Origin of the sequence: Clavibacter michiganensis, assembly GCF_016907085.1 — a bacterium.
Classification (GTDB): domain Bacteria; phylum Actinomycetota; class Actinomycetes; order Actinomycetales; family Microbacteriaceae; genus Clavibacter; species Clavibacter michiganensis_O.
The window spans coordinates 636,586-662,523 of the sequence record NZ_JAFBBJ010000001.1 but is presented as its reverse complement, the minus strand read 5'-3'; the positions used below and the strand labels follow the sequence as shown (position 1 = coordinate 662,523).

Genomic DNA, 25,938 nt, shown 5'->3' with positions numbered 1-25,938 from the left:
GCCGTCGACGGCACGCGCGTCAGTAGCCGGAGCTCGGCTCGACGATGCCGACGAAGTCCCCCGTGCGGAGGAAGGCCTCGGTGTTGAGGCGGATCCGCTCGGCCAGCAGCGGCCGCACCATGTCCGGGGTGTCGGCGGTGTGCGGCGTGACGATGCAGCGCTGCTCGGAGAACAGCGGGTGGCCGTCGGGCAGCGGCTCGGGCGACGTGACGTCGAGGCCCGCGCCGTGGATGGCGCCCGAGCGCAGCGCGTCGAGCAGAGCGTCGGGGTCGATGAGCGCGCCGCGGGCGATGTTGACGAGCACGGCCGTGTCCTTCATCGCGGCGAGCTGCGCGGCGCCGATGAGCCCGGCGGTGTCGTCGGTGCTGGCCGCGGCGAGCATCACGACGTCGGCGCCGGGGAGCACCTCGTCGAGCCGGTCGGCCGTGACGGTGCGGTCGGCGCCCTCGACGGGGTCACCGCTGCGGCGGACGACCGTCACGGAGCAGTCGAACGGGGCGAGCAGCCGGATGTACTCCAGCGCGATGCCGCCCGCGCCGACCACGACGACCTCGGAGCGGTAGAGCGACAGGCCCGCGGAGGATCCCCACGAGGTCGCCCGGGCGCGCTCCGGCAGCTGCCGCAGGGTCGCGAGGGTCAGCGCGAGGGCGTGCTCCGCGACCGGCTCGGAGTAGGCGCCCTTCGCGCTCGTCCAGACGAGGTCCGGCCGATCGCACTCGCGGAGGGTCGCGGCGAAGGCGTCGACGCCCGCGAACGGCAGCTGCACCCACTGGACCTGAGGGTTGGCGGCGAGCGTGTCGGTGAGCTCGGCGGCGCGGGTGATGGAGAGCCAGACGATGCCGCGGGTCTCCTCCGACAGCTCGACCACCTCGCCGCCGGCCTCGCGGACGGCCTCGAGGTAGGCCTCCTCGGTGCGCGGCAGCATCGCGATCGGGCCGGGGATGGGACGCGCGTCGCCCGTGAGGCGGTGCGGGGTGGCGCCGTCGACCGCGCGATGGACGCGGCGGGGGCCGGGAGCGGGTGCGGTGGTGTCGGTCATGTGCGGGGCCTCCTGGGGTGCGGGACGCGGGCGGGCGGTTCAGGGGATCGCAGGGTGACGACCGGTTCGGCGGGGTCCGGATCCCGTTCCGCGGGCTCCCGGCCGGCGTCCGCCGCGGTGCGCGACTCCGCGAGCCCCTGCACGTACGGGTGCGTGGGATCCGCGAGCACGTCGTCGATCGCGCCGTAGCCGACCAGGGTGCCGCGATGCAGCACGGCGAGGCGGTCGGTGAGGCGCTCGACCACGGCGAGGTCGTGGCTGACCACGAGGGCGGAGAAGCCGCCGCGGGACTGGAGGTCGCGCAGGAGGTCGAGCACGGCGACGCGGCTCATGACGTCGACGCCCGAGGTCGGCTCGTCGGCGATGAGGAGGCGCGGGCCGAGGACGAGCGCGCGGGCGAGCGCGACGCGCTGGCGCTGGCCGCTGGAGAGCTCGTGCGGGTAGCGGTCCTGCGTGCCGGGCGGGAGGTCGAGCGCCGTGAGGAGCGTGACGACGCGGCGGGCGGCCACCTGGCTGTCGAAGCGGCGGTCGCGGGAGAAGATCGGCTCGGCGATGGCCTCGCTGGCGGTGAGCTGCGGGTGCAGCGTGGTGCCGGCGTCCTGCGGCACGTAGCCGATGCCGTAGGTGGTGCGCGTGCGGGCGCGGCGGCCCATGCGGCGGAGGCCCTGGCCGAGCACCGAGGCGTCGCCGCCCGTGATCCGCGGCACGGCGGCCCCCTCGTCGCCCGACGGGATGAGGCCCGCCAGCACGCGCGCGAGCGACGACTTGCCGGATCCGCTCGCGCCCACGACGCCGAGGACCTCGCCGGGCTGGATCCGCAGCGTGATCCCGTCGACGGCCGGCGGCGTCTCGGCCCCGCGGCGCGCGGGGTACGCCAGACGCAGGTCGCGGGCGTCGAGCACGGGCTCGGCGGATGCGCCGTCCGCGCCGGTATCTCGGGGGGTGTGCGTCATTCGCTGCTCCGTCCTCGGCGTGATCGTGCGGCCGGCCGGCGTGACCGGCCGCACGACGGATGCGGGTTCCGACCCATCATGCCCGGGGTCGACCGGGCCCCGCTCGGAGCCGCCTAGCCGGCGGCCCGCTCGGCGGCCCGGAGCGCGTGCAGCCGGGCGCGGCGCTCGGCCTGCTCGCCCGGGTCCGGCACGGGCAGCGACGCCAGCAGACGCTGCGTGTACGGGTGCTGCGGGTTCCCGAGCACCTCGGCGCCCGTCCCCTCTTCCACGAGCTCGCCGCGGTACAGCACGGCGATGCGGTCGGCGAGCAGGTCGACGACGGCGAGATCGTGGCTGATGAACAGCGCCGCGAACCCGAATTCGCGCTGCAGCTCGGCGAAGAGCTCCAGCACGCGCGCCTGCACGGACACGTCGAGCGCGCTCGTGGGCTCGTCCGCGACCAGCAGCGACGGCTCGAGCGCGAGCCCGCGGGCGAGGCTCGCGCGCTGGCGCTGCCCGCCCGAGAGCTCGTGCGGGTACCGGTCGCCGAACGCCTTCGGCAGCTGGACCGCCTCGAGCAGCTCGTCGACGCGGCCGCGCGCGGCCTGCGGCGACTTCGCGCGGCCGTGCACGATGAGCGGCTCGGCCACGCACTCGGCGATCGTGAGGCGCGGGTTGAAGCTCGTCGCCGGGTCCTGGAACACGAACCCGATGTCGGCGCGGAGCTTCCGGAAGTCGCGCTCGCGCACGCCGAGCATCTCGGTGCCGAGGACCTGCAGGGATCCGCCGGTCACGTTGGTGAGTCCCGCGATGGCGCGCCCGATGGTGGTCTTGCCGGAGCCCGACTCCCCCACGAGCCCGAGGACCTCACCCGCCTCGATGCGCAGGTCGACGCCCTTCACGGCGCGGAAGGCGGGCGAGCCGAGGCGCCCCGGGTACTCGATCTCGAGCCCCTTCGCGACGACGACGGGCGCCGCCTCGGTGGCCGACTCCGCGCGCGCCCGGGTGCGCACCGCGGCGCGCTCCACGGTCGCGGCGACGCCCTCGCCGAGCTTCGGGACGGAGGCCAGCAGGTTCCGCGTGTACTCCTCCTTCGGCGACGCGAAGAGCGTGGCGACGTCGGCCTGCTCCACGAGCCGCGAGCGGTACATGACGGCCACGCGGTCGGCGAGGTCGGCCACGACGCCCATGTTGTGCGTGATGAGGATCACGGCGGCGCCGAACTCGTCGCGGCATCGGCGCAGCAGGTCGAGGATCTCGGCCTGCACGGTGACGTCGAGCGCGGTGGTCGGCTCGTCGGCGACGATGAGCCCCGGATCCAGCACGAGCGCCATCGCGATGACGACGCGCTGCTTCTGCCCGCCGGAGAACTGGTGCGGGTAGTGGTCGACGCGGGTCTCGGGGTCGGGGATGCCCACGCGGCGGAGGATGTCGATCGCCTTCGCGCGGCCCTCCTTCTTCGAGACGCGGCCGTGGGCGCGGAGGCCCTCGATGATCTGCCAGCCCACCGTGTGCACGGGGTTGAGCGCCGTCGACGGCTCCTGGAACACCATCGCGACGTCGCGGCCGCGCGCGCGGCGCAGCTCGTCGGCGGAGATGGAGAGCACGTCGACCGCGCCCGCCCCCGTCCGGTCGCTGAGGAGCACGGCCCCGGCGGTGACGGCGGTGTCGGGCAGGAGGCCGAGGATCGTGCGGGCGGTGACGGACTTGCCCGAGCCCGACTCCCCCACGATGGCGAGGATCTCGCCGGGTGCGACGGTCAGAGACACCCCGTCGACCGCGCGGACGTCGCCGCCGTCGGTCGCGAAGGTGACGCCGAGGTCGCGGATCGAGACGACGTCGCTCATGTGGACACCTTCTTCTTGTCGGCGCGCTTGCGGGCACGCGGCTGGGGGTCGGAGATGTCCCTCGTCTTCGCGCGCTTGCGGGCACGCAGCTTGGGGTCGGAGATGTCGTTCACGCTCTCGCCCACGAGCGTGAGCCCGAGGACGAGCAGGACGATGGCGACGCCCGGGAAGACGCCCGTCCACCAGACGCCGCTCGCGGTGTCCGCGAGCGCCCGGTTGAGGTCGTAGCCCCACTCCGCGGCCGACGTCGGCGAGATGCCGAAGCCGAGGAAGCCGAGGCCCGCGAGCGTGAGGATCGCCTCGGACGCGTTGAGCGTGAGGATCAGCGGCAGCGTGCGCGTGGAGTTCCGCAGCACGTGCACGAACATGATCCGCGGCGTCGACGTGCCGATGACCTTCGCGCTCTCGACGAACGCCTCCGCCTTCAGCCGCACGACCTCCGCGCGGATGACCCGGAAGTACTGCGGGATGTAGACGACCGTGATGCTCACGGCCGCCGCCAGGATGCCGCCCCAGAGGCTCGACTGCCCGCCGGTCAGCACGATGCTGACGACGATCGCGAGCAGCAGCGTCGGGAAGGGGTAGATGGCGTCGGCGATGACCACGAGGATCCGGTCGAGCCAGCCGCCGAGGTAGCCCGAGACGACGCCGAGCAGCACGCCGGCGAACAGCGACAGGACCACGGCGATCACGACGACCGAGAGCGCGGTCTGGGTGCCCCAGACGACCCGGGAGAACACGTCGTAGCCGCCGACCGTCGTGCCCCAGATGTGCGCGGCGTCGGGGGCGGCCTGGCGCGTGAAGGAGCCCGCGTCGTCCCGGTCCTGGTCGAAGCCGAACGGGGCGATGAGCGGCGCGAACGCCGCGAGGAGGATGAAGATCCCCGTGATGACCATGCCGGCGACGAGCATGCCGCGCTGGAGCCCCACGCTCTGCCGCACGTGCGAGATGAGCGGCAGGCGCTGGAACAGGGTGCGGCGCGCGGGGGCGGGCGCGGGCGCCGTGGTGGTGGTGTCGGTCATGTCAGTACCTCACTCGCGGGTCGATGAGCGCCGCGATGACGTCGACGATGAAGTTGGTGACCGCGACGATCACGGCCAGGAGCGCCACGATGCCCTGCACGGCCACGAAGTCGCGCGCCGCCAGGTACTGCGCGAGCTGGAAGCCGAGGCCCCGCCACTCGAACGTGGTCTCGGTGAGCACCGCGCCGCCGAGCATGACGGCGATCTGCAGGCCCACCACGGTGATGATCGGGATGAGCGCGGGCTTCAGCGCGTGCCGGGTCGTGAGCCGGAACTCGCCGACGCCGCGCGACCGCGCCGCGTCCACGTACTCGGTGCCGAGCGTGGAGATGACGTTGGTGCGCACGAGCCGGAGGAAGATGCCCGCGGTCAGGAGGCCCAGCGCGAGCGCCGGGAGCACCGCGTGCTCGAGCACGTCGCTGACGGCGGTGGGGCTGCCGAGGCGGAGCGCGTCGATCAGGTAGATGCCGGTCGGGTTCTCCAGCCTCCCCAGGGCGACCTCGACGCGGGTGTCGGCGCGGCCCGACAGCGGCAGGATCCCGAGCCAGACGGAGAAGACGAGCTTCAGCAGCAGGCCCGCGAAGAAGACGGGCGTGGCGTAGGCGAGGATCGCGAGGATCCGCAGCACGGCGTCGGGCGTGCGGTCCTTGAAGTAGGCGGCGACGAGGCCGAGCGGGATGCCGATGACGAAGGCGACGATCAGCGAGTAGACGACGAGCTCGAGCGTGGCCGAGCCGTACTGCAGCAGCACCTCGCTGATGAGCCGGTTGTCGGTGAGCGAGCGGCCGAAGTTCCCGGTGGCGATCTGGCCGAGGTACTCGACGTACTGCACGATGAGCGGCCGGTCGAAGCCCGCGGTCGCGAGACGCTCCTGGAGCTGCTCCGGGGTGAGGCGGTCGCCCACGGCGGCGGAGATTGGGTCGCCCACGATGCGCATGAGGAAGAAGACGAGCGTCACGAGGATGAAGACGGTCGGGATGATGAGCACGGCGCGGATGAGGATGTACTGGCCGAGCCCGATCCCCTGCTTCCGGGCCTTGGGCTGCGCCCCGGGGGGCGCGGACGCGGGTACGGCGTCCGGGATGACGGTCACGGCGGATGGGCCTTTCAGGTCGTCGGAGGAGCGGGCGGCGGGGCACCGCGGGAGACACAGGAGTGGGGCGTCCCGCCGCAGCGGGACGCCCCATCCGGGGAGGGCGTCAGCCTATCGAGCGCCCTCCCGTCGGCCTCATCAGCCCTTGGTGATCGGGGCGTAGCGGAACTTGAAGGACGCGTCGAGCGTCACGCCGTCCACGCCCTTGCCGGCCACCGCGACCTGCGAGCCCTGGAGCAGGGGCAGGGTCGGCAGGTCGGCGGCGACGTCGTCCTGGATCTGGCCGATGATCTCGGCGCGCTTCGTGGAGTCGGCCTCCGACAGCTGCTGCGTGATGAGGTCCGTCACCGTGGCGTTGTCGTAGTGGTTCTTCACGAAGGACTGCGGGGAGAAGAACGGCGTGAGGTAGTTGTCCGCGTCCGAGTAGTCGGGGAACCAGCCGAGCTGGTACGCCGGGTACTCGTCGTTGACGCGGGCCTTGCTGTACTGGTCCCAGATCGTGGACTGCAGGTTGACCTGGAACAGGCCGGTCGCCTCGAGCTGCTGCTTGATGAGCGCGTACTCGTCGTCCGAGCCGGCGCCGTAGTGGTCCGGGTTGAACTGGAGCTGCAGCGCGACGGGCGTCTGCACGCCGGCGTCGGCCAGGGCCTTCGCGGCCTTGTCCGCGTCCGGCCCGCCGTTCCCGTCGCCGTAGATGCCCTTGAGCGCCTCGTTGGCGCCGGAGAGGCCGTCGGCCACGTAGGAGTAGAGCGGCGTGTAGGTGCCGTTGTAGACCTGGGTCGACAGCTCCTCGCGGTCGATCAGGTCGGCGGCCGCCTGGCGCACGGCGAGGGCCTTGGCCTCGTCGGCCTCGCCGGTGGTCTTGCCGAAGGGCTGCGTGTTCAGGTTGAAGGTGATGTAGCGGATCTCGCCGCCGGGGCCCTCGATGACCTGGACGGAGTCGTCCTTCTTGAGGTCCGCGATGTCGGTCGCGCCGAGCGAGCGGCCCGCGACGTCGATCTCGCCGTTCTGCACGGCGAGCTTCATCGTGGTCTCGTCCGCGTAGTAGCGCGCGGTCACGCCGCCGTTCGCGGCCTTCGGCAGGACGCCCTGGTAGTCGGCGTTCGGCGCGTAGGCGACGAGCTGGTTGAGCTGGAAGTCGGTGATGACGTACTGGCCCGCGAAGGCGTTCGCCGCGACGATGGCGGCCGGGTCGGCCAGCGCGTCGGCCGGGAAGACCTCCTCGTCGACGATGGGGCCGGCGGGGCTGGAGAGCACCTGCTCGAAGGTCTGGTCGTTCGCGGTCTTCAGCGTGAAGACGACGGTGGTGTCGTCGGGCGCCGCGACGGATTCGACGTTCGCGAGGAGCGACGACGGGCCGTTGCCGTTGTCGGCGCCGTTGGCCGCGATGGTCGCGATGCGGTCGAACGTGAACTTGACGTCGCTCGCGGTGAGCGCATGGCCGTTGGCGAACTTCAGGTCGGGCTTGAGCTCGACCGTGAACTCGTTCGGCGAGGTGTACTCGCCGGAGACGGCGAGGTCGGGCTCGACGTCCGGGCTGCCGTAGGGGCTGTTGAACAGGAACGGGTAGACCTGGTTCTGCACCGCGAACGAGCCGTTGTCGTAGGAGCCGGCCGGGTCGAGCGAGAGGACCTTGTCGGTCGTGCCGACGACGATGGATCCGCCGCCTGACGCGCCGTCCTCGGCGAGCGGGTCGCCGGATCCGCCGGAGCAGCCGGCGAGGACGAGGGCCGCGGCGGAGAATCCGGCCGTGGCGAGCAGGACGCGTGAGCGCCGGGTGAATGCGGACGTCATGTTCCGAGTGCCTCTTTCATGAAGGGGATTCGCGCCCGCGCATCGGGAAGACACGGACGCTGTGCTGTGCATGATTTCTAACACACGGGAAACAGCAGCCCGGACCCGGGGGACGCGCGGGGACGCTTCTTCACACGAATGAAACATGGCAGGCGCGTGTGAATCCGGTGCGGATCGCGGCCCGCGCGAACAGGTGCCGGCTATTCGCGGAGCGCGCGGCGCTCGGCCTCGACCTGCATGAGCTCGCGCTGGATCTCCTGGTACCGCTCGCGCTCGTGCGTCGCGTCCGTGCGCTGCAGCCGCCCGATGAGGTCGGCCTTGCGGCGCAGCAGGTCGCGCCCGACGAGCTCGGCCGTGACGCCCTTCACGTACACGGCGAGCTTGTCGGCGTCGCCGCGGTTCGGCAGCGGTGCGACGCCGAGCTGCTTCACGAGCGTCGCGAACGACTCGGGCACCTCGAGGGCCACGCGCGACAGCCAGTCCGCGCCGCCGAGGGCGTCCATGCTCCCGATGACGCCGTCGCGGACGACCGCGAGGCTCTCGTTGACGAACGTGACCTGCGCGGCGCGCATCACGAGGTCGTTCCCCACGAGCTCGGGGTGCTGCAGCATCGCCATGAGCGCGTCGCGCTCGAGCCGGGTGGCGAGGTCGGTCGGCAGGTCCATGAGCGACATCGAGCGGGAGGCGTCGCCGGCGCCGTCGTCGTCCGGGCCGTGCCCGCCCTGCGCGTGCCGGCCCTGCGGCGCACCGCCGGAGCGGTCGGCGCCGTCGGCGGGCATGCTGCGTCCGGCGGTCTGGACGGCGCGGCCGACCTCGGTGAGGTCCATGCCGAGCCAGCCCGCGAGTTCGCGCGCGTAGCCGGGGCGGAGCGACGGGTCGCGGATGTCGGCGACCACGGGGGCGGCGGCGCGCAGCGCGGCGACCCGCCCCTCGACGGTGTCGAGGTCGTGGTCGGCGAGGATCTGCTTGATCGCGAACTCGAACATGGGCTTCTTGCCCTGGATCATGCGGCGCACGGCGTCGTCGCCGCGCGTGAGGCGGAGGTCGCAGGGATCCAGCCCCTCGGGGCCGACCGCGACGTAGGTCTGCGCGGCGAAGCGGCGCTCCTCGGAGAACGCGCGCATGGCGGCCTTCTGGCCTGCCGCGTCGGGGTCGAAGGTGAAGACGACCTCGCCGAGCCCGCTGTCGTCGCCGAGCACGCGGCGGAGGACCTTGATGTGGTCGACGCCGAACGACGTGCCGCACGTGGCGACGGCCGTCGTGACGCCCGCGAGGTGGCACGCCATGACGTCGGTGTAGCCCTCGACCACGACGACCTGACGGCCCCGGCTCACGTCGCGCTTGGCGAGGTCGAGCCCGTAGAGCACGGAGCTCTTGTGGTAGACGGGCGTCTCGGGGGTGTTGAGGTACTTGGGGCCCTTGTCGTCCTCGCGGAGGCGGCGCGCGCCGAAGCCGACGGTGGCGCCGGTCAAGTCGCGGATGGGCCACACCAGCCGGCCGCGGAACCGGTCGTAGGCGCCGCGGTCGCCCTGGCTGAGGAGGCCCGCGGTCACGAGCTCGGCCTCCGTGTATCCCTTGGCCTTCAGGTGCGAGGACAGCGCGTCCCAGCTCTGCGGGGCGAAGCCGACGCCGAAGCGCTGCGCCGCGCCCTGGTCGAAGCCGCGCTCCCCGAGGAAGGTGCGGCCGATCTCCGCCTCCTCGGATCCGAGCTGCTCGACGAAGAACTCCGCGGCCGCCTCGTTCGCGCCGAGGAGCCGGGAGCGGTTGCCCTGGTCGGTGGCGGCCTGGCCGTCCTCGTAGTGCAGCTGGTAGCCGATCCGCTGCGCCATGCGCTCGACGGCCTCGGCGAACGTGACGTGGTCCATGCGCTGCAGGAACGTGTAGACGTCGCCGCCCTCGCCGCAGCCGAAGCAGTGGTAGAAGCCGACCTGCGGCCGCACGTGGAAGCTCGGGGTGCGCTCGTCGTGGAAGGGGCAGAGGCCCTTCAGGGATCCGACGCCGGCGGACTTGAGGGTGACGTACTCCCCCACCACGTCGCCCAGGTTGACCCGGGAGCGGACCTCGTCGATGTCGCTCTTGCGGATCAGGGCCATCGGCTCATCCTACGTCGGGCGCCCTCGGCCACCCGGGGCCCGCGACCGCGCCCCGCGGGCATCAGAAGACCGGCCTGGCGCACAGGCGCTCGTACCAGGAGATGGCCGACTGGTCGGTGAGGCTGGCGACCTGGTCGACGATGACGCGCTTGCGCGCGCCGTCGTCCGCGGCCTCGCGCCAGTCGCCCGCGAAGCCCGGGTCGAGCTCGTCGGCGCCGCGCGCGTGCAGGGCGTCGGCGAGGCCCGCGAGCACCTCGCGCTGGCGGGCGTAGATGGGCTGTCGCGTGTTCTTCGACATGACGAACGCCGCGACGATGCCCTTGAGCACGGCGATCTCCGCCTGGATGGCGCGCGGCACGACGACGTGCGCGCCGAACCGGATGAGGCTGCGGTCGGTGTGCGTGGCCCGCGTGAGCTGCGTGGCCGCGCCGGCGAACCGGCCGATGAGCTGGCTCGTGAGGTCCTTCAGCGCCGCCTGCGCGCCGCGGCCGCCGTCGTACTCGTCCACCCACACGTCGAGCGAGTCGAGCCGGTCGAACGCCTGGATGAGCTCCTCGTGCGAGTGCGCCCCGCCGATCCACGCGACCATCGAGTCGACGAGCTCCTCGTGGTCGACCCGGGCGCCGAGCGCCCGCACGTCGACGTAGCCGCCGACGATGGCGTCCTCGAAGTCGTGCACGGAGTAGGCGATGTCGTCGCTGAGGTCCATGACCTCGGCCTCGATGCACTTGCGGCCGACCGGCGCCCCCTCGCGCAGCCATTCGAACGCGGCCACGTCGTCGTCGTAGAAGCCGAACTTGCCGCGGCCCGACGGATCCGGCACCGACTGCGAGCTCGGCCACGGGTACTTGCAGCTCGCGTCGAGGCTGGCGCGCGTGAGGTTGAGGCCGTAGGGACGCCCCTCCGGCCCGACGACCTTGGGCTCGAGCCGCGTGAGCAGGCGCAGCGTCTGCGCGTTGCCCTCGAAGCCGCCGATGTCGGACGCCCAGTCGTTGAGGGCCCGCTCGCCGTTGTGGCCGAAGGGCGGGTGGCCGATGTCGTGCGCGAGGCACGCGGTGTCGACCACGTCGGGATCCAGGTCGAGGCTGGAGGCGAGCTCGCGGCCCACCTGCGCCACCTCGAGGGAGTGCGTGAGGCGGTTGCGCGCGAAGTCGAGCCCGGCCATGGGGCTCAGCACCTGCGTCTTGGCCGCCAGGCGGCGCAGCGCGCTGGAGTGCAGGAGCCGGGCGCGGTCGCGCGCGAAGTCGCTCCGCCTCGACGAGTGCTGCTCCGGGTACCAGCGCTCGGCGTCGGTCTCGCTGTACGTGGACCTCGTCGTCGTGCCCTCAGCCGCCACTGTTGTGGATCTCCCCGTCCGCGATCTCCATCGCATCCTGCGCGTCGATGTCGCGGCTCTCCAGCCAGCGGTCGGGCAGCGCCGTGCGCTTCATGCTGCCCTGGCGGCCGCGCGCGCCCTCGGCGCCCGCACCCGGGTACGGCTGGTCGCGGTCGAGCGTGGCCAGCAGGCCGTCGATCTCCTCCAGCGAGGACGCCGAGGCGAGCGCGGCCCGCAGGTCGCCGCCCACGGGATAGCCCTTGAAGTACCAGGCGACGTGCTTGCGCGCGTCGCGGCAGCCCCGCTCCTCGCTCTCGAAGAACTCGGCGAGGAGCTCGACGTGGCGGCGGAAGGTGTCGGCGACCTGGCCCTGCGACGGGTGCGCGCGGGGCGTGTCGGCGGGATCGAGGCCGGCGGCGCGCGCGTGGAATGCGGCGGCGAGGTCGCCGAAGAGCCACGGGCGGCCGAGGCAGCCGCGGCCGACGACGACGCCGTCCGCGCCCGTCTCGTCCATCATGCGGATGGCGTCCTCCGCGGCCCAGATGTCGCCGTTGCCGAGCACGGGGACGCTGTGGATGGCCTGCTTGAGCTTGGCGATGGCGGACCAGTCGGCGTGGCCGCTGTAGTAGTCGGCGGCCGTGCGCGCGTGCAGCGCGATGGAGGCGACGCCGGCGCCCTCGGCGGCGCGCCCGGCCTCGAGGTAGGTGAGGTGGTCGGCGTCGATGCCCTTGCGCATCTTGACCGTGAGGGGGATGTCGCCGGCCGCCTTCACGGCGCCCTCGACGATGTCGGTGAACAGCCCGAGCTTCCACGGGAGCGCCGCTCCCCCGCCCTTGCGCGTGACCTTGGCGACCGGGCAGCCGAAGTTGAGGTCGATGTGGTCGGCCCGGTCCTCCGCGACGAGCATGGTGACGGCCTCGCGCACGGTCTTCGGATCCACCCCGTAGAGCTGGATGGACCGGACCTTCTCCGACGGGTGGTGTGTGATGAGCCGCATGGACTCGGGCGTGCGCTCGACGAGGGCGCGGCTCGTGATCATCTCGCTGACGTAGAGGCCCGCGCCGAACTCGCGGCACAGGCGGCGGAAGGCGGTGTTGGTGATGCCGGCCATGGGGGCGAGCACCACGGGCACGTCGAGCGGGATGCCGCCGATGCGGAGGGCGGGCTCGGCGGCGGGCGCGGGGGCGCCGGGCGCGTCGGCCGCGGAGGGGACGGGGGCGAGGGTCGGAGAGGACATGACGGCTCGATTCTCCCAGACGGGACGGCGGGCGGCGGACGCGGGGCGCGATCCCCGCGGGGGCCAGGCGGCGGGCGCCTGGGGAGGGACGGTCAGATGGCCCGCCCGGCGTCGATCGCGTCGCGCACGCGCGCGAGGTCGGCGGCCGCGGACGCGTCGTTCGCGGCCGGCGAGTCGGCCGTGGAGGCACCGGGCACGAGGCACGCGTCGCCCTCGCAGGCGGCGGCGTCGGAAGCGCCGAGCATCGTGAACGGGCTCGCGGCGACGGGCAGCGCGCCGGTGGCGGGCGCCGCGCTCATCGCGTCGCCTCCTCGCCCGCGACGACGCGGACGGTGTCGCCGTCGCGCGCGGCCAGCGCCTCGCCGAGCGCGGACGCGAAGACGGTCGGGTCCTGCGCGCCGGAGATGCCGAAGCGCTCGTCGATCACGAAGAACGGCACGCCCTGGATCCCGTAGGCCATCGCCTGCGCCTGGTCGGCGCGCACGTCGTCGAGGTGCCGATGCGACTCGAGGGCCTCGCGCGCCTCGTCGGCGTCGAGGCCGACCTCGACCGCGAGCTCGACGAGATCCGGCACGCGGCCCACGTGGCGCCCCTCGGTGAAGTACGCCTTCAGCAGCCGCTCCACCATCTCGAGCTGCACGCCGCGCACGCGCGCCAGGTGCAGCAGCTCGTGGGCCAGCACCGTGTTGGTGTGCTGCAGCGCGTCGTAGTCGTAGGCGAGGCCCTCGGCGGCGGCGAGGCGGGTCATGTCGTCGAGCATCGTCGTGACGCGGTCGGCCGGGATGCCCTTGTGGCCCGCGAGGAAGTCGACCTCGGTGCCCTGGAAGTCGACCGGGGTGTCGGGGGCGAGCTCGAAGGAGCGGTAGGTGACCTCGATCTCCGGCGCACCCGGCGTCCGCTCGGCGAAGGCGCGCGCTCCGGCCTCGAAGCGCCGCTTGCCGACGTAGCACCACGGGCACGCGATGTCCGACCAGACGTCGACGCGGATGGCGGGCAGGGCGGGGGCGGAGGAGTCGGTCACGGGTGGGCAACCGGTCGGGAAGACGGGGCATTCCCGCGGTGTTGCCCGAGCATGGCCGACACCTCCCCCTCCACCGTCCCTCCCGCATCCGACGACGCCGCTCCTCGCGGCCGCGCCCGCGTGCTGGCACACGCCGCCCGCCTCGGGATCGACGTCGAGGTCGTCGACCGCCCGGACGCCGGATCCCTCGAGGAGGCGGCCCGCGGCCTCGGCATCGCGCCGTCGCACCTCGTGAAGTCGCTCGTGGTGAAGCGCCACGACGGCGGCCTGCTCATCGCCCTCGTGCCGGGCGACCGGCAGATCAGCTGGGCGAAGCTGCGCGCGCTCGTGGGCGTCAACAAGCTCTCGATGCCCGCGCCCGAGGTCGCGCTCCAGGCGACCGGGTACGAGCGCGGCACGATCACGCCGCTCGGCGCCCAGGGCGACCTGCCCGTCTACGCGGACGAGCGGATCGCGGGCCGGCGCATCGGCATGGGCGGCGGCGAGCACGGCGTCTCGGCCCTGGTGGACGCGGACGCGCTCGTGGCCGCGCTCGGCGCGTCCGTCGGCGACATCACGGACGAACTGACGATCCGCCGCCCCTGACCCGCGCGAGGCGGGTCGGGGACGGCGGATCGGCCGTGCGGGATCGACGGGTCAGGCGCCGATGAGCTGCCCGGCCAGGTACCCCATCAGGTCGTCGAGCGGGATGCGCTCCTGCGCCATGGTGTCGCGCTCGCGCACCGTGACGGCCTGGTCGTCGAGCGTGTCGAAGTCGATCGTGACGCAGAACGGCGTGCCGATCTCGTCCTGGCGACGGTAGCGGCGGCCGATGGCGCCCGCGTCGTCGAACTCGATGTTCCAGACCTTGCGGAGCTCCGCGGCGAGCTCGCGCGCGACCGGCGACAGCTTCTCGTTGCGCGACAGCGGCAGCACCGCGACCTTGACGGGCGCGAGCCGGCGGTCGAGACGGAGGACCGTGCGCTTGTCGACGCCGCCCTTCGCGTTCGGCGCCTCGTCCTCGTGGTACGCGTCGACGAGGAACGCCATCATCGACCGGGTGAGGCCGGCCGCGGGCTCGATGACGTACGGGATCCAGCGCTCGTTCTTCGTCTGGTCGAAGTACGAGAGGTCCTGGCCGGACGCCTCGGAGTGCGTGCGCAGGTCGTAGTCGGTGCGGTTCGCGATGCCCTCCAGCTCGCCCCACGCGCCGCCGGCGAAGCCGAAGCGGTACTCGATGTCGACCGTGCGGGTCGAGTAGTGCGAGAGCTTCTCGGCCGGGTGCTCGAACAGGCGGAGGTTCTCCGGGTCGATGCCGAGGTCGGTGTACCAGGCGTAGCGCGCGTCGATCCAGTACTGGTGCCACTCGGCGTCGGTGCCGGGCTCGACGAAGAACTCCATCTCCATCTGCTCGAACTCGCGCGTGCGGAAGATCCAGTTCTGCGGCGTGATCTCGTTGCGGAAGCTCTTGCCGATCTGGCCGATGCCGAACGGCGGCTTCTGGCGCGCGGCGCTGAGGACGTTCGCAAAGTTGACGAAGATGCCCTGCGCGGTCTCGGGGCGGAGGTAGTGCAGGCCCTCCTGGTTGTCGACCGGGCCGAGGAAGGTCTTGAGCAGGCCCGAGAAGTTCTGCGGTTCGGTCCAGGATCCGGGCTGGCCGGTGTCGGGGTCGTTGACGTCGGCGAGGCCGTTGACCGGCGGGTGTCCGTGCTTCGCCTCGTACGCCTCGAGGAGGTGATCCGCGCGGTAGCGCTTGTGCGTGTGCAGCGACTCGACGAGCGGGTCGCTGAAGACCTCGACGTGGCCGGAGGCCTCCCACACGCGACGGGGCAGGATCACCGAGGAGTCGAGACCCACGACGTCGTCCCGGCCGTTGACCATGGTCTGCCACCACTGGCGCTTGATGTTCTCCTTCAGCGCCACGCCGAGCGGCCCGTAGTCCCACGCGGAGCGCGAGCCGCCGTAGATCTCACCCGCCTGGAAGACGAACCCGCGCCGTTTGGCGAGGTTGATGACGGGGTCGAGACGCGAGGGGGTTGCCACGTTTGCTCCAAGGTAGGGCCGGACTGGGTGCCCGGTCGGCGGTCGGCGACGGTCCGGCGGGATGCCGGCGTCACCGGGAAAGGCGGCCCCCAGTCTACGGGCGGGGCGCTCAGTCCTCGTCGCCCGCGGTCCGCCGGTGGGCGAGCTCCACGATGCGGACGGTCTCGAGGGAGTCGCGCGGCTCGACCGGCACGGGGCCGCGGCCGCGGACGGCGTCGGCCATGGCGCGGTAGAAGTCGGCGTAGCGTCCGCGCTCGGTGGGGATCCGCTCCCCCGCGGGATCCCCCGCCGCCTCGACGAGCGTCCCCCACTCCGCCTCGGGCGCCTCGCCGAAGCCGGGGTCGGTCGGTGACGCGCCCTGCTTGAGCAGCGGCTCCTGCGGATCGAGCCCGTGCACGGCGTACGCGCCGGCGGTGCCGAGCACGCGGAAGCGCGGGCCCGCCAACGCGGCGACGCGGCTGACGGTGATGTGCGACTGCACGCCCGACTCGTGCAGCAGCGAGTAGAAGGCGTCGTCGTCGCTCGCGGATCCGTCGCGGACGGTGGCCAGCTCGGCCGCGAAGTCGGCGACCGGGCCGAACAGCTGGAGCGCCTGGTCGATGAGGTGGCTGCCGAGGTCGTAGGAGATGCCCGCGGCGTCGGCCGGCGTCTCGCGGTCCTGCCAGCGGTCACGCACGGGTCCGCCCCAGCGCTCGAACGTCGACTCGAAGCGGTGGACCTCCCCGAGACGGCCCGAGTCGATGAGCGCCTTCACGGTGAGGAAGTCGCCGTCCCATCGCCGGTTCTGGAAGACGGAGAACGGGACGCCGAGCGCCTCGGCGCGCTCGATGAGCATGAGCGCCTCGTCCACGGTCGCGACGAACGGCTTGTCCATCACGACGGCCAGGTGCGCGTCGAGGGCCTGGAGGCCCTGGCGGAGGTGCGCGGAGGCGGGCGAGGCGATGACGACCATGTCGAGCTCGGCGGAGCGCGCGAACAGCTCGTCCGCGGAGGCGACCACGTCGGCGCCGGGGTGGCGCTCGCGCACCTGGGCGGCGCGGTCCGGGTCGGAGGTGGAGACGAGGGCGATGCGGTAGTCGGGGCTCGCGGCGAGGAACGGCGCGTGGAAGACGCGGCCGGCGAGGCCGTAGCCGACGAGGCCGACACGGATCGGGGCGTCGCCGCCCTCGGGCGAGGCGACGGAGGCGGAGGGACGGGGCGCGGTCTCGGGTGTGCTCACGTCCCGATGCTACTGAGCGGCCGGCTCGGGGTCGCCCTCGCCCTCGGCGTCCGGATCCTCGGCCGAGCCCTCGTCCTCGCCCGCGGCGTGGGCGTCGACCGCGCCGCCGAACCGCCGGTCGCGGTGCACGTAGCTCTCGACGGCGTCCCACAGGTCCTTCCGGCGGAAGTCGGGCCAGAGCCGGTCGAGGAACACCATCTCCGCGTACGCCGACTGCCACAGCAGGAAGTTGCTCGTGCGCTGCTCGCCGGAGCTGCGGATGAAGAGGTCGACGTCCGGCACGTCCGGCAGGTACAGGTAGCGCTGGATGGTGCGCTCGTCGACGCGCGACGCCTTGAGCCGGCCGGCGTCCACTTCCTCGGCGATGCGGCGCACGGCGTCGCCGATCTCGGTGCGGCCCCCGTAGTTGATGCACATCGTGAGCGTCATCCCGGTGTTGTGCCTGGTCATCTCCTCGGCCACCTGCAGGTCGTCGATGACGCTGCGCCAGAGCCGGGGGCGGCGGCCGGCCCAGCGGATCCGCACGTTCCAGGCGTTCAGCTGGTCGCGGCGGCGGTGGATCACGTCGCGGTTGAAGCCCATGAGGAAGCGCACCTCGGCGGGCGAGCGCTTCCAGTTCTCGGTCGAGAAGGCGTAGACGGACAGGTGCGTGGCGCCCAGCTGCACGGCGCCCGCGACGGTGTCGAACCACGCCTCCTCGCCCGCCTGGTGGCCGGCCGTGCGCGGGAGCCCGCGCTGGTTCGCCCAGCGGCCGTTGCCGTCCATGACGACCGCGATGTGCTTCGGCACGAGGTCGGCGGGGATCGCGGGCGGCTGCTCACCGGTCCAGTCGAGCGGGAGGTCGGTGCGTCCGGGGACCTCGGGGCGTCGGCTCATGGGGTCGTCTCCTGTGCTCGGGGGCGGTCGGCGGGCGGGGCGGGCTCGGCGGCGGGCGGCGTGGACCGGACCGCGGACGCGGTCGCGGCGGCGAGGGCCGCGGCGGGATCGGGTTCTGCGCCGTCGAGGTCGGGCGCGTCGAGCGGCACGGGCCGCTCGGTGGGCGGCAGCAGCTGGCGCGCGTCGCTGCGGTCGACGAGGCCGAGCGAGCGGATCCCCCGGTCGAGGTGCCACTGCGCGTACGCCGCCACCACGCCGCTCGCGCGCGCCTGCGACCGGAGCGTGGCGGCCTCGGCGTGGGGCCAGTCGCCCGTGAGGAGGGCGGAGAGGAGCGCGAGGGTGTCGGGGTCGAGCCGCGGGGATCCGGGCGGGGCGGCCGCGTCGGCCACCACGCCGCCGAGCTGCACGACGAAGGCGGAGTGCGGGCCGGGCGCGCCCGTCACCGCGCAGTCCTGGAAGCTCGGCGCCCATCCGGCCATCGACAGGCTGCGCAGCAGGTACGAGTCGAGCGTGAGGCTCGCGCCGTGCTCGCGGCGGCTGAGGGACCGGAGCGCGCCCACGAGGAGCAGGTACTGCTGGAGCGAGCCCTCGTCCTCGGTCACGCGGTCGGCCGTCTCGACCATCGCGCTGGCGGCCGTGTAGCTGCCGTAGTCGGCCGCGATGAGGGCGCCGTAGGAGGCGATGGACTCGGCCTGCGTGATGATGTCGAGCGTGCGGCCCTCGAAGAACTGCGCGTCGGCGACCATGAACGGCTCGAGCCGGGCGCCGAACTTCGACTGCGTGCGGCGCACGCCCTTCGCCACCGCGCGGATCTTGCCGTGCTGGCGCGAGAGCATCGTGACGATCCGGTCCGCCTCGCCCAGCTTGTGGGTGCGCAGGACGACGATCTCGTCACGGTAGAGGGGCACCCCTCGATTATCCGCCCCGCACCTGCGCTCCCCCGCCGCCGCGCGGGCCGGGCCGCCCGGCGTCACGCGGCCGGGCGCGGCACCCGCGCTGTGCTATCAAGGGGAGGCCATGGATCCCGTCCCCCTCACCATCCCGCTCTGGGCGGACCTCCTGGCGGTCAGCATCGGCAGCCTCCAGGGCGCCATGTTCGCGGCGGGCTTCCGCGACCGCCGCCTCGACCTGCTCGGCGTCGCCATCATCGGCACGGCCACGGGCCTCGGCGGCGGGCTCCTCCGCGACGTGTTCCTCGACGTCACGCCCGCGGCGCTCTCCAGCAACTGGCTCATGCTCGTCGCGGTCGCGGCGGCCTTGGGCGGCATGCTGCTCGAGCGGATCTTCACCCGCCTCGACGTGGTCATCACCGCCCTCGACGCGCTCACCATCGGCCTCTTCTGCGCCATCGGCACGTCGAAGGCGCTGGCGGCCGGGGTGCCGGGGGTGCCGGCCGTCTTCATCGGCGTGGTGTCGGCGGTCGGCGGGTCGTTCGTCCGCGACCTCCTGCTCAACCTGCCCATCGCGATGATGCACGTGGGCTCGCTCTACGCGGTCGCCGCGGGCGTGGGCGCCGTCATCGTCGTCGTGCTCGCGGGGTTCGGCGTGCCCATGTGGATCGCGGCCATCGTCTGCGTCGCCGTCACGGCCACCACGCGGCTCCTGGCCGTGCGCTTCGGCTGGAGCCTGCCGGAGCAGCGCGCGCTCAGCCGCCTGCGCTTCACGGCGCTGCGCCGGCCGCGCCCGCGCCGCTGACGCGCGACGACGGCCGGGCGTCGCCGCCCGGCCGTCGTCGTGGGAGCGCCTGCCGCCCCGAGGGGATCAGACCGCGGCCAGCTCCGGCTCGCGCACGGTGCGGCGGATCGCCCGGTTGACGCCGGAGACGATCGCCTCGAGCGACGCCGTCGAGCTGTCCTCGTCGATGCCGACGCCCCAGAGGCGCACGCCCTCGACCTCGAGCTCCACGTAGGACGCGGCCAGCGCGTCGCCGCTCGCGCTGAGCGCGTGCTCCACGTAGTCGAGGAGGCGCACGTCGACGCCCTGGTCGGCAAGCACCTTGAGGAACGCGGCGATCGGCCCGTTCCCGGACGCGGAGGCCTCGCGCACCGCGTCGCCGTCGCGGAGCTCGACCTCAAGGGACACGGATCCGCCCATGTCGCTCGACGTGCGCGTGGACGTGAGCTCGAACCGGCCCCACTTCTCCTCGACGCGGTCGAGCGGCGCGGGCAGGTACTCGTCCTGGAAGATCGACCAGATCTGCGCGCTCGTGACCTCGCCGCCCTCCGCGTCGGTCTTCGCCTGCACCACGCCGGAGAACTCGATCTGCAGGCGGCGCGGCAGGTCGAGCGAGTGGTCGGCCTTGAGCAGGTACGCGACGCCGCCCTTGCCGGACTGCGAGTTGACGCGGATCACGGCCTCGTAGGAGCGGCCGAGGTCCTGCGGGTCGACCGGCAGGTACGGGACGGCCCACGGGATCTCGTCCACCGTGACGCCCTGCGCCGCGGCGTCCGCGGCCATCGCCTCGAAGCCCTTCTTGATGGCGTCCTGGTGGGATCCGCTGAACGCCGTGTAGACGAGGTCGCCCGCCCAGGGGCTGCGCTCGGGCACGGCCAGCTGGTTGCAGTGCTCTGCCGTGCGCTTGATCCCGTCCAGGTCGCTGAAGTCGATCTGCGGATCGATGCCCTGCGTGAACAGGTTGATGCCGAGCGCGACGAGGTCGACGTTGCCGGTGCGCTCCCCGTTGCCGAAGAGGCAGCCCTCGATGCGGTCGGCCCCGGCCAGGTACCCGAGCTCGGCGGCGGCCACGGCCGTGCCGCGGTCGTTGTGCGGGTGCAGCGAGACGAGGACCTCGTCGCGGCGGTCGAGGTGGCGGCACATCCACTCGATGGAGTCGGCGTAGACGTTCGGGGTCGCCATCTCGACGGTCGCGGGCAGGTTGAGGATCACCTTGCGCTCGGGAGTCGGGTCGAAGACCTCGACGACGCGGTTGCAGATCTCCGCCGCGAACTCGAGCTCGGTGCCCGTGTAGCTCTCGGGCGAGTACTCGTAGTGGACGTCGACCTCGGGGATCGTCTCCTCGTACCGCTTGCAGAGGCGGGCGCCCTCGAGCGCGATGTCGATGATGCCCTGCCTGTCGGTGCGGAACACGACCTCGCGCTGCAGGACGCTCGTGGAGTTGTAGAGGTGCACGATGGCCTGCTTCGCGCCGCGCAGCGACTCGTAGGTGCGGGCGATGAGGTGCTCGCGGGCCTGCGTGAGGACCTGGATCCTGACGTCGTCCGGGATCGCGCCCTCCTCGATGAGGCTGCGCACGAAGTCGAAGTCGGTCTGGCTGGCCGACGGGAAGCCGACCTCGATCTCCTTGTAGCCCATGCGCACCAGCAGGTCGAACATGATCCGCTTGCGCTCGGGGCTCATCGGGTCGATGAGCGCCTGGTTGCCGTCGCGGAGGTCCACCGCGCACCAGCGCGGGGCCTCGGTGATCCGGCGGCCGGGCCAGGTGCGGTCGGGGAGCTCCACGGCGATCTGCTCGTGGAACGGGCGGTACTTGTGGATGGGCATCCCGCTGGGGGTCTGCGTGTTCTTCATGGTCGTCTCCTCGTCTCGATCGGGTCAGCCGTGACGGGACTCCGCGACGAGGAGGGCCGGATCAGGCCTCGCCGCGGCGACTAAGGAGGAGGCGGCCAGACTGCATGCGACCACGCTACACCGGCGCCGCGGGGGTCCGCACCCGCCGGGGCGCGCGGCCGGCGCTCATCGGGCGGAGCGGAGCACGCGGGTCAGGTCGCGCACCGACGTCGACGGCAGGTACGCGCGGGTGAGCGCGAGGCCGACGGTCGGCAGGGCGGTCGCGTCCGGGTAGGCCATGATCAGCGGCACGAGCTCCGGCTGGAACTTGCGCTTGAACTCCAGGAGCGAGCGGAAGCCGTAGACCGGCTCCAGCGAGTCGGCGAGGAACTCGAGGATCCGCTCGACCGCGCTCTCCTGCGGCTCCTGGCCGGCGCCCGCGTCCTCGTGCTCGCCCTTCGGGGAGGCCGCGCGGGTCTGCGCGAGCGGTGCGGCGGACAGGCTCATGAACTCGATGCCGTCCTCCTTCATCCGCATGGCCGAGCGGGCGATGAGGAACTCCATCACGCCGTTGATGCCGTCCGGGCGGCGGCGCATGAAGTCGAGCGTCCAGCCGACGACCTCGCCGTCGCGCCAGGTGGGCAGCCAGCTCGTGGCGGCCTGCACGTGGTCGTCGGCGTCGATCGCGAGCATGAGCCGCACCGCCGGATCGCGCAGCTCCTCCACGCCGCCGAGCGTGAAGCCCATCTCGGGCAGCTCCTTCTCCGCGACCCACTCCTCGGACATCTGCTCGATCTGGCTGGCCCAGGCGAGCGGCAGCTCGGCCCAGGTGGTCCACTCGGCGCGGATGCCGGCGCGGTCGGCCCGGTTGATGGACGTGCGCACGTCCTGCCACTTCTTGCCCGTGGTCTGCCAGGTGCCCGGGCGCACGACGGTCTCCTCGGCGACGACGAGCGTCTCCCAGCCCATGTCGCGGAACAGCGGCGTCATCGACGCGGGCACGCTGTAGAAGACGGGGGTCCATCCGTTGTCGTCGGCGAAGCGCGCGAACTGGCCGAGGACATCGCGGAGCGCCCGGTCGTCGGCGGGCGGCCCGAGGGGCGCGGCCGTGGTGATGGCGACGCTGCCCACCACGCGGTAGGCCACGACCGTCTGCCCGTCCGCGGCGATCCAGTACGAGTTGCCCGGCCAGGTCGCCATGTGGGACAGCGAGCCGATCGCCCCGCGGCGGAGGGCCGGCGTGACGCGCGCCTGCGCCCGGGGAACGGCGGCGATGCGGACGTCGGCGATGGCGCGCAGGCTCGCGATGACCAGGATGATCCAGAACACCGGGCCGACCCCGCGGTAGACGACGTCGGTGATGGGGTCGGTCGGCAGGAAGTCGAGCGACTCGCCCCGCAGGAACGACGCCGGGATGAAGCGGTCGGGGGCCTCGGCCAGCAGGTCGTTCAGGTCCACCGGGCGCGTGAACGCGTCGGAGAGCGCGAGCCCCGTGGCCACGAAGAGCGCCATGAGACCGGCGAGGGCGACGCCCGTGGTCACGAGGAAGCGCCGGATCGCGGGGGCGGTCGAGAGGATGGTGAAGTGCCGGCGCAGGAGCACGAGGATGATCGCGCTGCCGAGCGGCAGCGCCACCGAGGCGATGAGGGCCGCGACCGCCTCCGGGTGCGCGGACGGCGACGCGGACAGCCGCGGGGAGACCATGTCGCGGTGCACGAGCATCCCGAACGCGTAGGCCGACAGCACGGCGAGCAGCACGTTGACGCTGACCGCCAGCCACACGGCGAAGCGCCGCCCGCGTGCCAGGCCGTACGCGGCGACCAGCAGGGCGAGCAGCGGCGCCACCGAGAGCAGGATCGGACCGACCCCGCCGCCGATCCGCGCGAGCATGATCTCCTGCAGGCAGTCGTGCGTGAAGTCGCTCGACAGGCAGCGGGTCGAGATCGCGTCGCCCGGCACCCGGTCGTCGACGAACAGCAGCGCGATGGGCGCGAGCGGGCCGTAGCGGCTGCGGGACAGCAGCGCGATCACGGGGCCCGTGCCGAGGATCGCGACGACCGCCGCGAGCATCACGCGCACCTCGTGATGGGAGCTCCGCTGCCAGCGCGCTCCCCCGGCCGGCCGATGCAGCAGCGCGCCGACGACGCCGCCGACCAGGATCGCGAGGAGCCGGTACAGATCGCTCGGCTGGCCCGAGTAGAGCAGGAACACGAGCACCACCACGACGAGCACCACGCGGATGCGGCGCCGCCACAGGACGCCCGCCCACGCGCTCGAGAGCGCGAGCACGCCCGCGACCGCCGTGAGCGGATCCGCCGTCGCGATGCCCCGGACGCCGTGCGACCACAGCTCGCCGTCCACGAGCCCCTGAGCCTGCACCGCGATGCCGAGGAGCGAGCCGACGGTCCCGGTGAGCACGAAGCCGAGGAGCGTGCGCCACCAGCCCATGAGGTGCTCCGCGACGCCCACGAGCACCAGCACCGCGAGGATCGAGACGACGAGCTCCACGGGGCCGTCGGTGAGGAAGGCGGCCGTGGCGGTGGTCCACCAGTGTCCGCGCTCCACGACTGCCTCGTAGCCCGTCGCCAGCTCGTGGTGCACGACGCGGCGCCACGTTCCGGAGACGGCGGGCAGCACGGCGAGCAGCAGGATCACCCCGGCGATCCCGAGGGTCACCGGCTGCGCGACCAGTCGCGAGAGCAGCGCTCGGACGGCGCCCTGGAGCGTGAGGATGCGGGGCCGCGCCGTCACGGCGTGAGCCCCAGGCGCTGGCCGAGCGCCGGCATGATGTCGTGGACGCACGTGTTGACGGCTCCCCAGTCGTGGGCGCGTCCGGGCGCCGTGCTCATGTGCGTGTCCATCCCCGCCGCCTTCGCCGCCGCCGCCACCTGCTCCACCTCGGGACGGTACTGCTGGTCGACCTCGCCCACGCAGAAGAACGCCGTGGTGTCGGGATACGGCGCGCGCGACTCCATGATCGCCGCCGGGAACGCCGCGGCGTACGTCGCCTGCGATCCGCCGAACGCGGCGGCCACCGTGTCGCCACCGCGCGTGGGGGCGACCTCGCCCGAGATGTCGACGATGGTCGCGAAGAGGTCGGGGCGCGCCGCACCGATCTGGGCGGCGCAGGTGCCGCCCTGCGAGAAGCCGAGGATGGCCCAGTGGGCGGGCCCCGGCAGGACGCGCAGGTTCGCCGTGATCCAGGCGGGCACGTCGACCGTGAGGTACGTCGACGTGTTCCCGAGCGGGGAGTCGACGCACATCGGGTTCGCGTCCTGGGCGCCGAGCTGGTCCGGGATGACGACGATGGGCGTGAGGCCGCCGTGCACGGCGGCGTACTCGTCGAGGACCCTGTCCATGCGACCGGAGGCGATCAGGTCGAGCGGGGATCCGGGCTGTCCCGACATCGCCACCACGACGGGGAGGTCGGGAGCGTCGGACACGAGCGCGGCCGGGGGCAGGTAGACGAGGGCGTCGCGTGCGGCGAAGCCCGACTGCGTCCCCGGGATCGTGACGCTGCCGACGCGGCCGCGGGCGGGCAGGTTCTCCGACGCCCGCCAGGTCCCCTCGACCGGTGCCGTGGAGTCCGTGCCGTCCGGTCCGCCCGTGGCGTCCGGGGCGGGCAGCGCCGAGACGTCGAGCGGGCTGATCCGCGAGATGCCGAACGCGGCCGCGATGTTGGGGTACTCCTGGAGGTCGGCGTTGATCCCGATCGCGGCGGCGAACACCACGAGCGGGGCGATCAGGATCGCGATGGCGGTGTGCAGGATGCGCAGACCACGTGGCGGAGCCGCACGGCCGCCCACGCCCGTGACCGCGCGCCGGCTCCGCGCGACCACCACGACCGCCACCCCGAGCCCCAGCCCGCCGAGCGCCGTCCAGACGCGCGTCGGCACGGACAGGATCACCCCGAAGAGGTCGAGGAGGTCCCCGAGGACCCATGCCAGGGCGAGACCGGCGAGCCCACCGACGATCGCGCCGATCAGGAGGGCCCGCGCGGTCCTGACGGGATGCGCCGTGCGCGCTCCCGTGAGGATCCGCGCCCGGCGCGCGACCACGAAGAGGAGCACGAGGCCGACGATCGGCACGACGGTCGCGGCGGTCACGAAGGACGCCGAGATGATCGGGAGGTCGGCGAGATCGTGGAGCACGGTGGTCCTCTGGGGCGGGAACGAAGGCGATCGAATCTAGCCCACGCGATCCTGAGCGAGCAGGGTGGCGCGGGGATCGGCTAGCCCTGGGTCGGCGATCCGTTCAGCCGGTGCTCGAAGGCGAACACCACGAGCTGCACGCGGTCGCGGAGGCTGAGCTTCGCGAGGATGCGGCTCACGTGCGTCTTCACCGTCGCCTCGCTGAGGAACTCCGCCTGCGCGATCTCCGCGTTGCTGAGCCCGCGCGCCGCGAGGACGAAGATCTCCCGCTCGCGCGAGGTGAGCGAGGCGAACGCGGGCGGGGCGACCCGCGGCCGGGATCCCGGGTCGAAGTGCTCGAGGAGCTGCCTCGTCGCGGACGCCGCGATGACCGAGTTGCCCGCGTGGACGGTGCGGATGGCGGCGAGCAGGAACTCGGGGTCCGCGTCCTTCAGCACGAAGCCGCTCGCGCCGGCCCGGATGGCGCGCGCGGCGCTCTCGTCGAGGTCGAAGGTCGTGAGCACGAGGACGCGCGGCGGGCGGTCGCCCCGCGCGTCCGCCGCGCGCAGGACCTCGGCCGTGGCCTGGATCCCGTCCATGACCGGCATGCGGATGTCCATGAGGATCACGTCGGGGTGCTCGGTGCGCGCGAGCTCCACGGCCTCCTGGCCGTTGGCGGCCTCGCCGGCGAACTCCAGGTCGGGCTGGGAGGAGATGAGCATGCGGACGCCCGTGCGGAACAGGGCCTGGTCGTCGACCAGGGCGACGCGGATGGGTGGGGTGGGCACGGA

At 73.0% G+C, this 25,938-nt stretch carries 20 protein-coding genes and 1 pseudogene; 2 read left to right on the top strand and 19 right to left on the bottom strand.

Features of this window, described 5'->3' with window-relative positions; translation table 11 throughout:
* Window positions 1-19: 19 nt before the first annotated feature.
* The 11 genes from JOE38_RS03005 to JOE38_RS02955 form a co-directional block, all read right to left on the bottom strand.
* Entirely contained in the window at window positions 20-925 is a 906-nt protein-coding gene (locus JOE38_RS03005) for a D-isomer specific 2-hydroxyacid dehydrogenase family protein (protein WP_204577116.1), read from the bottom strand.
* 110 nt (window positions 926-1,035) lie between these two features.
* Window positions 1,036-1,992 (bottom strand): ABC transporter ATP-binding protein, encoded by a 957-nt coding sequence (locus JOE38_RS03000; RefSeq protein ID WP_204574798.1) that lies wholly within the window; start codon window positions 1,990-1,992, stop codon window positions 1,036-1,038.
* Between the two features lie 113 nt (window positions 1,993-2,105).
* A complete protein-coding gene (locus JOE38_RS02995; protein WP_204574797.1) occupies window positions 2,106-3,818 on the bottom strand; it encodes a dipeptide ABC transporter ATP-binding protein in 1,713 nt (570 codons plus the stop codon).
* Window positions 3,815-4,840 carry an ABC transporter permease gene (locus JOE38_RS02990; protein WP_204574796.1) on the bottom strand — a complete coding sequence of 342 codons (1,026 nt, stop codon included), beginning with the start codon at window positions 4,838-4,840 and terminating at the stop codon, window positions 3,815-3,817. Before JOE38_RS02990 ends, JOE38_RS02995 begins: the two co-directional genes overlap by 4 nt.
* A gap of 1 nt (window position 4,841) precedes the next feature.
* A complete protein-coding gene (locus tag JOE38_RS02985) occupies window positions 4,842-5,924 on the bottom strand; it encodes an ABC transporter permease (RefSeq protein WP_307838903.1) in 1,083 nt (360 codons plus the stop codon).
* A gap of 147 nt (window positions 5,925-6,071) precedes the next feature.
* The gene (locus tag JOE38_RS02980; RefSeq protein WP_204574794.1) at window positions 6,072-7,727 is read right to left on the bottom strand and encodes an ABC transporter substrate-binding protein; all 1,656 of its coding nucleotides are present in this window, start codon (window positions 7,725-7,727) and stop codon (window positions 6,072-6,074) included.
* Between the two features lie 200 nt (window positions 7,728-7,927).
* On the bottom strand, window positions 7,928-9,820 hold the full coding sequence (dnaG, locus tag JOE38_RS02975) for a DNA primase (protein WP_194674023.1): 1,893 nt from the start codon (window positions 9,818-9,820) through the stop codon (window positions 7,928-7,930).
* Between the two features lie 61 nt (window positions 9,821-9,881).
* Window positions 9,882-11,156 (bottom strand): deoxyguanosinetriphosphate triphosphohydrolase, encoded by a 1,275-nt coding sequence (locus JOE38_RS02970; RefSeq protein ID WP_204574793.1) that lies wholly within the window; start codon window positions 11,154-11,156, stop codon window positions 9,882-9,884.
* On the bottom strand, window positions 11,146-12,372 hold the full coding sequence (gene dusB / locus JOE38_RS02965) for a tRNA dihydrouridine synthase DusB (RefSeq protein WP_204574792.1): 1,227 nt from the start codon (window positions 12,370-12,372) through the stop codon (window positions 11,146-11,148). The genes JOE38_RS02970 and dusB overlap by 11 nt, the downstream gene beginning before the upstream one ends.
* A gap of 92 nt (window positions 12,373-12,464) precedes the next feature.
* Window positions 12,465-12,671 (bottom strand): hypothetical protein, encoded by a 207-nt coding sequence (locus JOE38_RS02960; protein WP_204574791.1) that lies wholly within the window; start codon window positions 12,669-12,671, stop codon window positions 12,465-12,467.
* Window positions 12,668-13,393 (bottom strand): DsbA family oxidoreductase, encoded by a 726-nt coding sequence (locus JOE38_RS02955; RefSeq protein ID WP_204574790.1) that lies wholly within the window; start codon window positions 13,391-13,393, stop codon window positions 12,668-12,670. The genes JOE38_RS02960 and JOE38_RS02955 overlap by 4 nt, the downstream gene beginning before the upstream one ends.
* Before the next feature lie 51 nt (window positions 13,394-13,444).
* On the opposite strand from JOE38_RS02955, the gene JOE38_RS02950 reads away from it, so the two are divergent.
* Window positions 13,445-13,978: an aminoacyl-tRNA deacylase gene (locus JOE38_RS02950; protein WP_204574789.1), complete on the top strand. Its 534-nt coding sequence runs from the start codon at window positions 13,445-13,447 to the stop codon at window positions 13,976-13,978.
* A 51-nt stretch (window positions 13,979-14,029) separates the two neighbouring features.
* On the opposite strand, the gene JOE38_RS02945 is transcribed toward JOE38_RS02950, so the two are convergent.
* The 4 genes and pseudogenes from JOE38_RS02945 to recO all read right to left on the bottom strand — a co-directional run.
* Entirely contained in the window at window positions 14,030-15,415 is a 1,386-nt protein-coding gene (locus JOE38_RS02945; protein WP_204574788.1) for a glycine--tRNA ligase, read from the bottom strand.
* Window positions 15,416-15,524: 109 nt separating this feature from the next.
* Entirely contained in the window at window positions 15,525-16,634 is a 1,110-nt protein-coding gene (locus JOE38_RS02940) for a Gfo/Idh/MocA family protein (protein WP_204574787.1), read from the bottom strand.
* Window positions 16,635-16,643: 9 nt separating this feature from the next.
* Complete coding sequence (locus JOE38_RS02935; protein ID WP_204574786.1) at window positions 16,644-17,510, bottom strand: isoprenyl transferase; 867 nt, start codon at window positions 17,508-17,510, stop codon at window positions 16,644-16,646.
* A gap of 194 nt (window positions 17,511-17,704) precedes the next feature.
* Window positions 17,705-18,418 (bottom strand): annotated as a pseudogene (gene recO / locus JOE38_RS02930) (DNA repair protein RecO); the annotation flags it as partial.
* A gap of 109 nt (window positions 18,419-18,527) precedes the next feature.
* Here recO and JOE38_RS02925 point away from each other — a divergent pair.
* Window positions 18,528-19,205 (top strand): trimeric intracellular cation channel family protein, encoded by a 678-nt coding sequence (locus JOE38_RS02925; protein ID WP_204574784.1) that lies wholly within the window; start codon window positions 18,528-18,530, stop codon window positions 19,203-19,205.
* A gap of 66 nt (window positions 19,206-19,271) precedes the next feature.
* Here the strand turns inward: JOE38_RS02925 and leuA are convergent, their stop codons facing one another.
* The 4 genes from leuA to JOE38_RS02905 form a co-directional block, all read right to left on the bottom strand.
* Window positions 19,272-21,038: a 2-isopropylmalate synthase gene (leuA, locus tag JOE38_RS02920; protein ID WP_204574783.1), complete on the bottom strand. Its 1,767-nt coding sequence runs from the start codon at window positions 21,036-21,038 to the stop codon at window positions 19,272-19,274.
* Between the two features lie 165 nt (window positions 21,039-21,203).
* Window positions 21,204-23,768, bottom strand: coding sequence for a phosphatidylglycerol lysyltransferase domain-containing protein (locus JOE38_RS02915; protein ID WP_204574782.1), 2,565 nt, complete (start codon window positions 23,766-23,768; stop codon window positions 21,204-21,206).
* Complete coding sequence (locus tag JOE38_RS15995; protein ID WP_204574781.1) at window positions 23,765-25,168, bottom strand: alpha/beta hydrolase; 1,404 nt, start codon at window positions 25,166-25,168, stop codon at window positions 23,765-23,767. The genes JOE38_RS02915 and JOE38_RS15995 overlap by 4 nt, the downstream gene beginning before the upstream one ends.
* A gap of 80 nt (window positions 25,169-25,248) precedes the next feature.
* On the bottom strand, window positions 25,249-25,935 hold the full coding sequence (locus JOE38_RS02905; protein WP_045527861.1) for a response regulator: 687 nt from the start codon (window positions 25,933-25,935) through the stop codon (window positions 25,249-25,251).
* Window positions 25,936-25,938 lie beyond the last annotated feature (3 nt).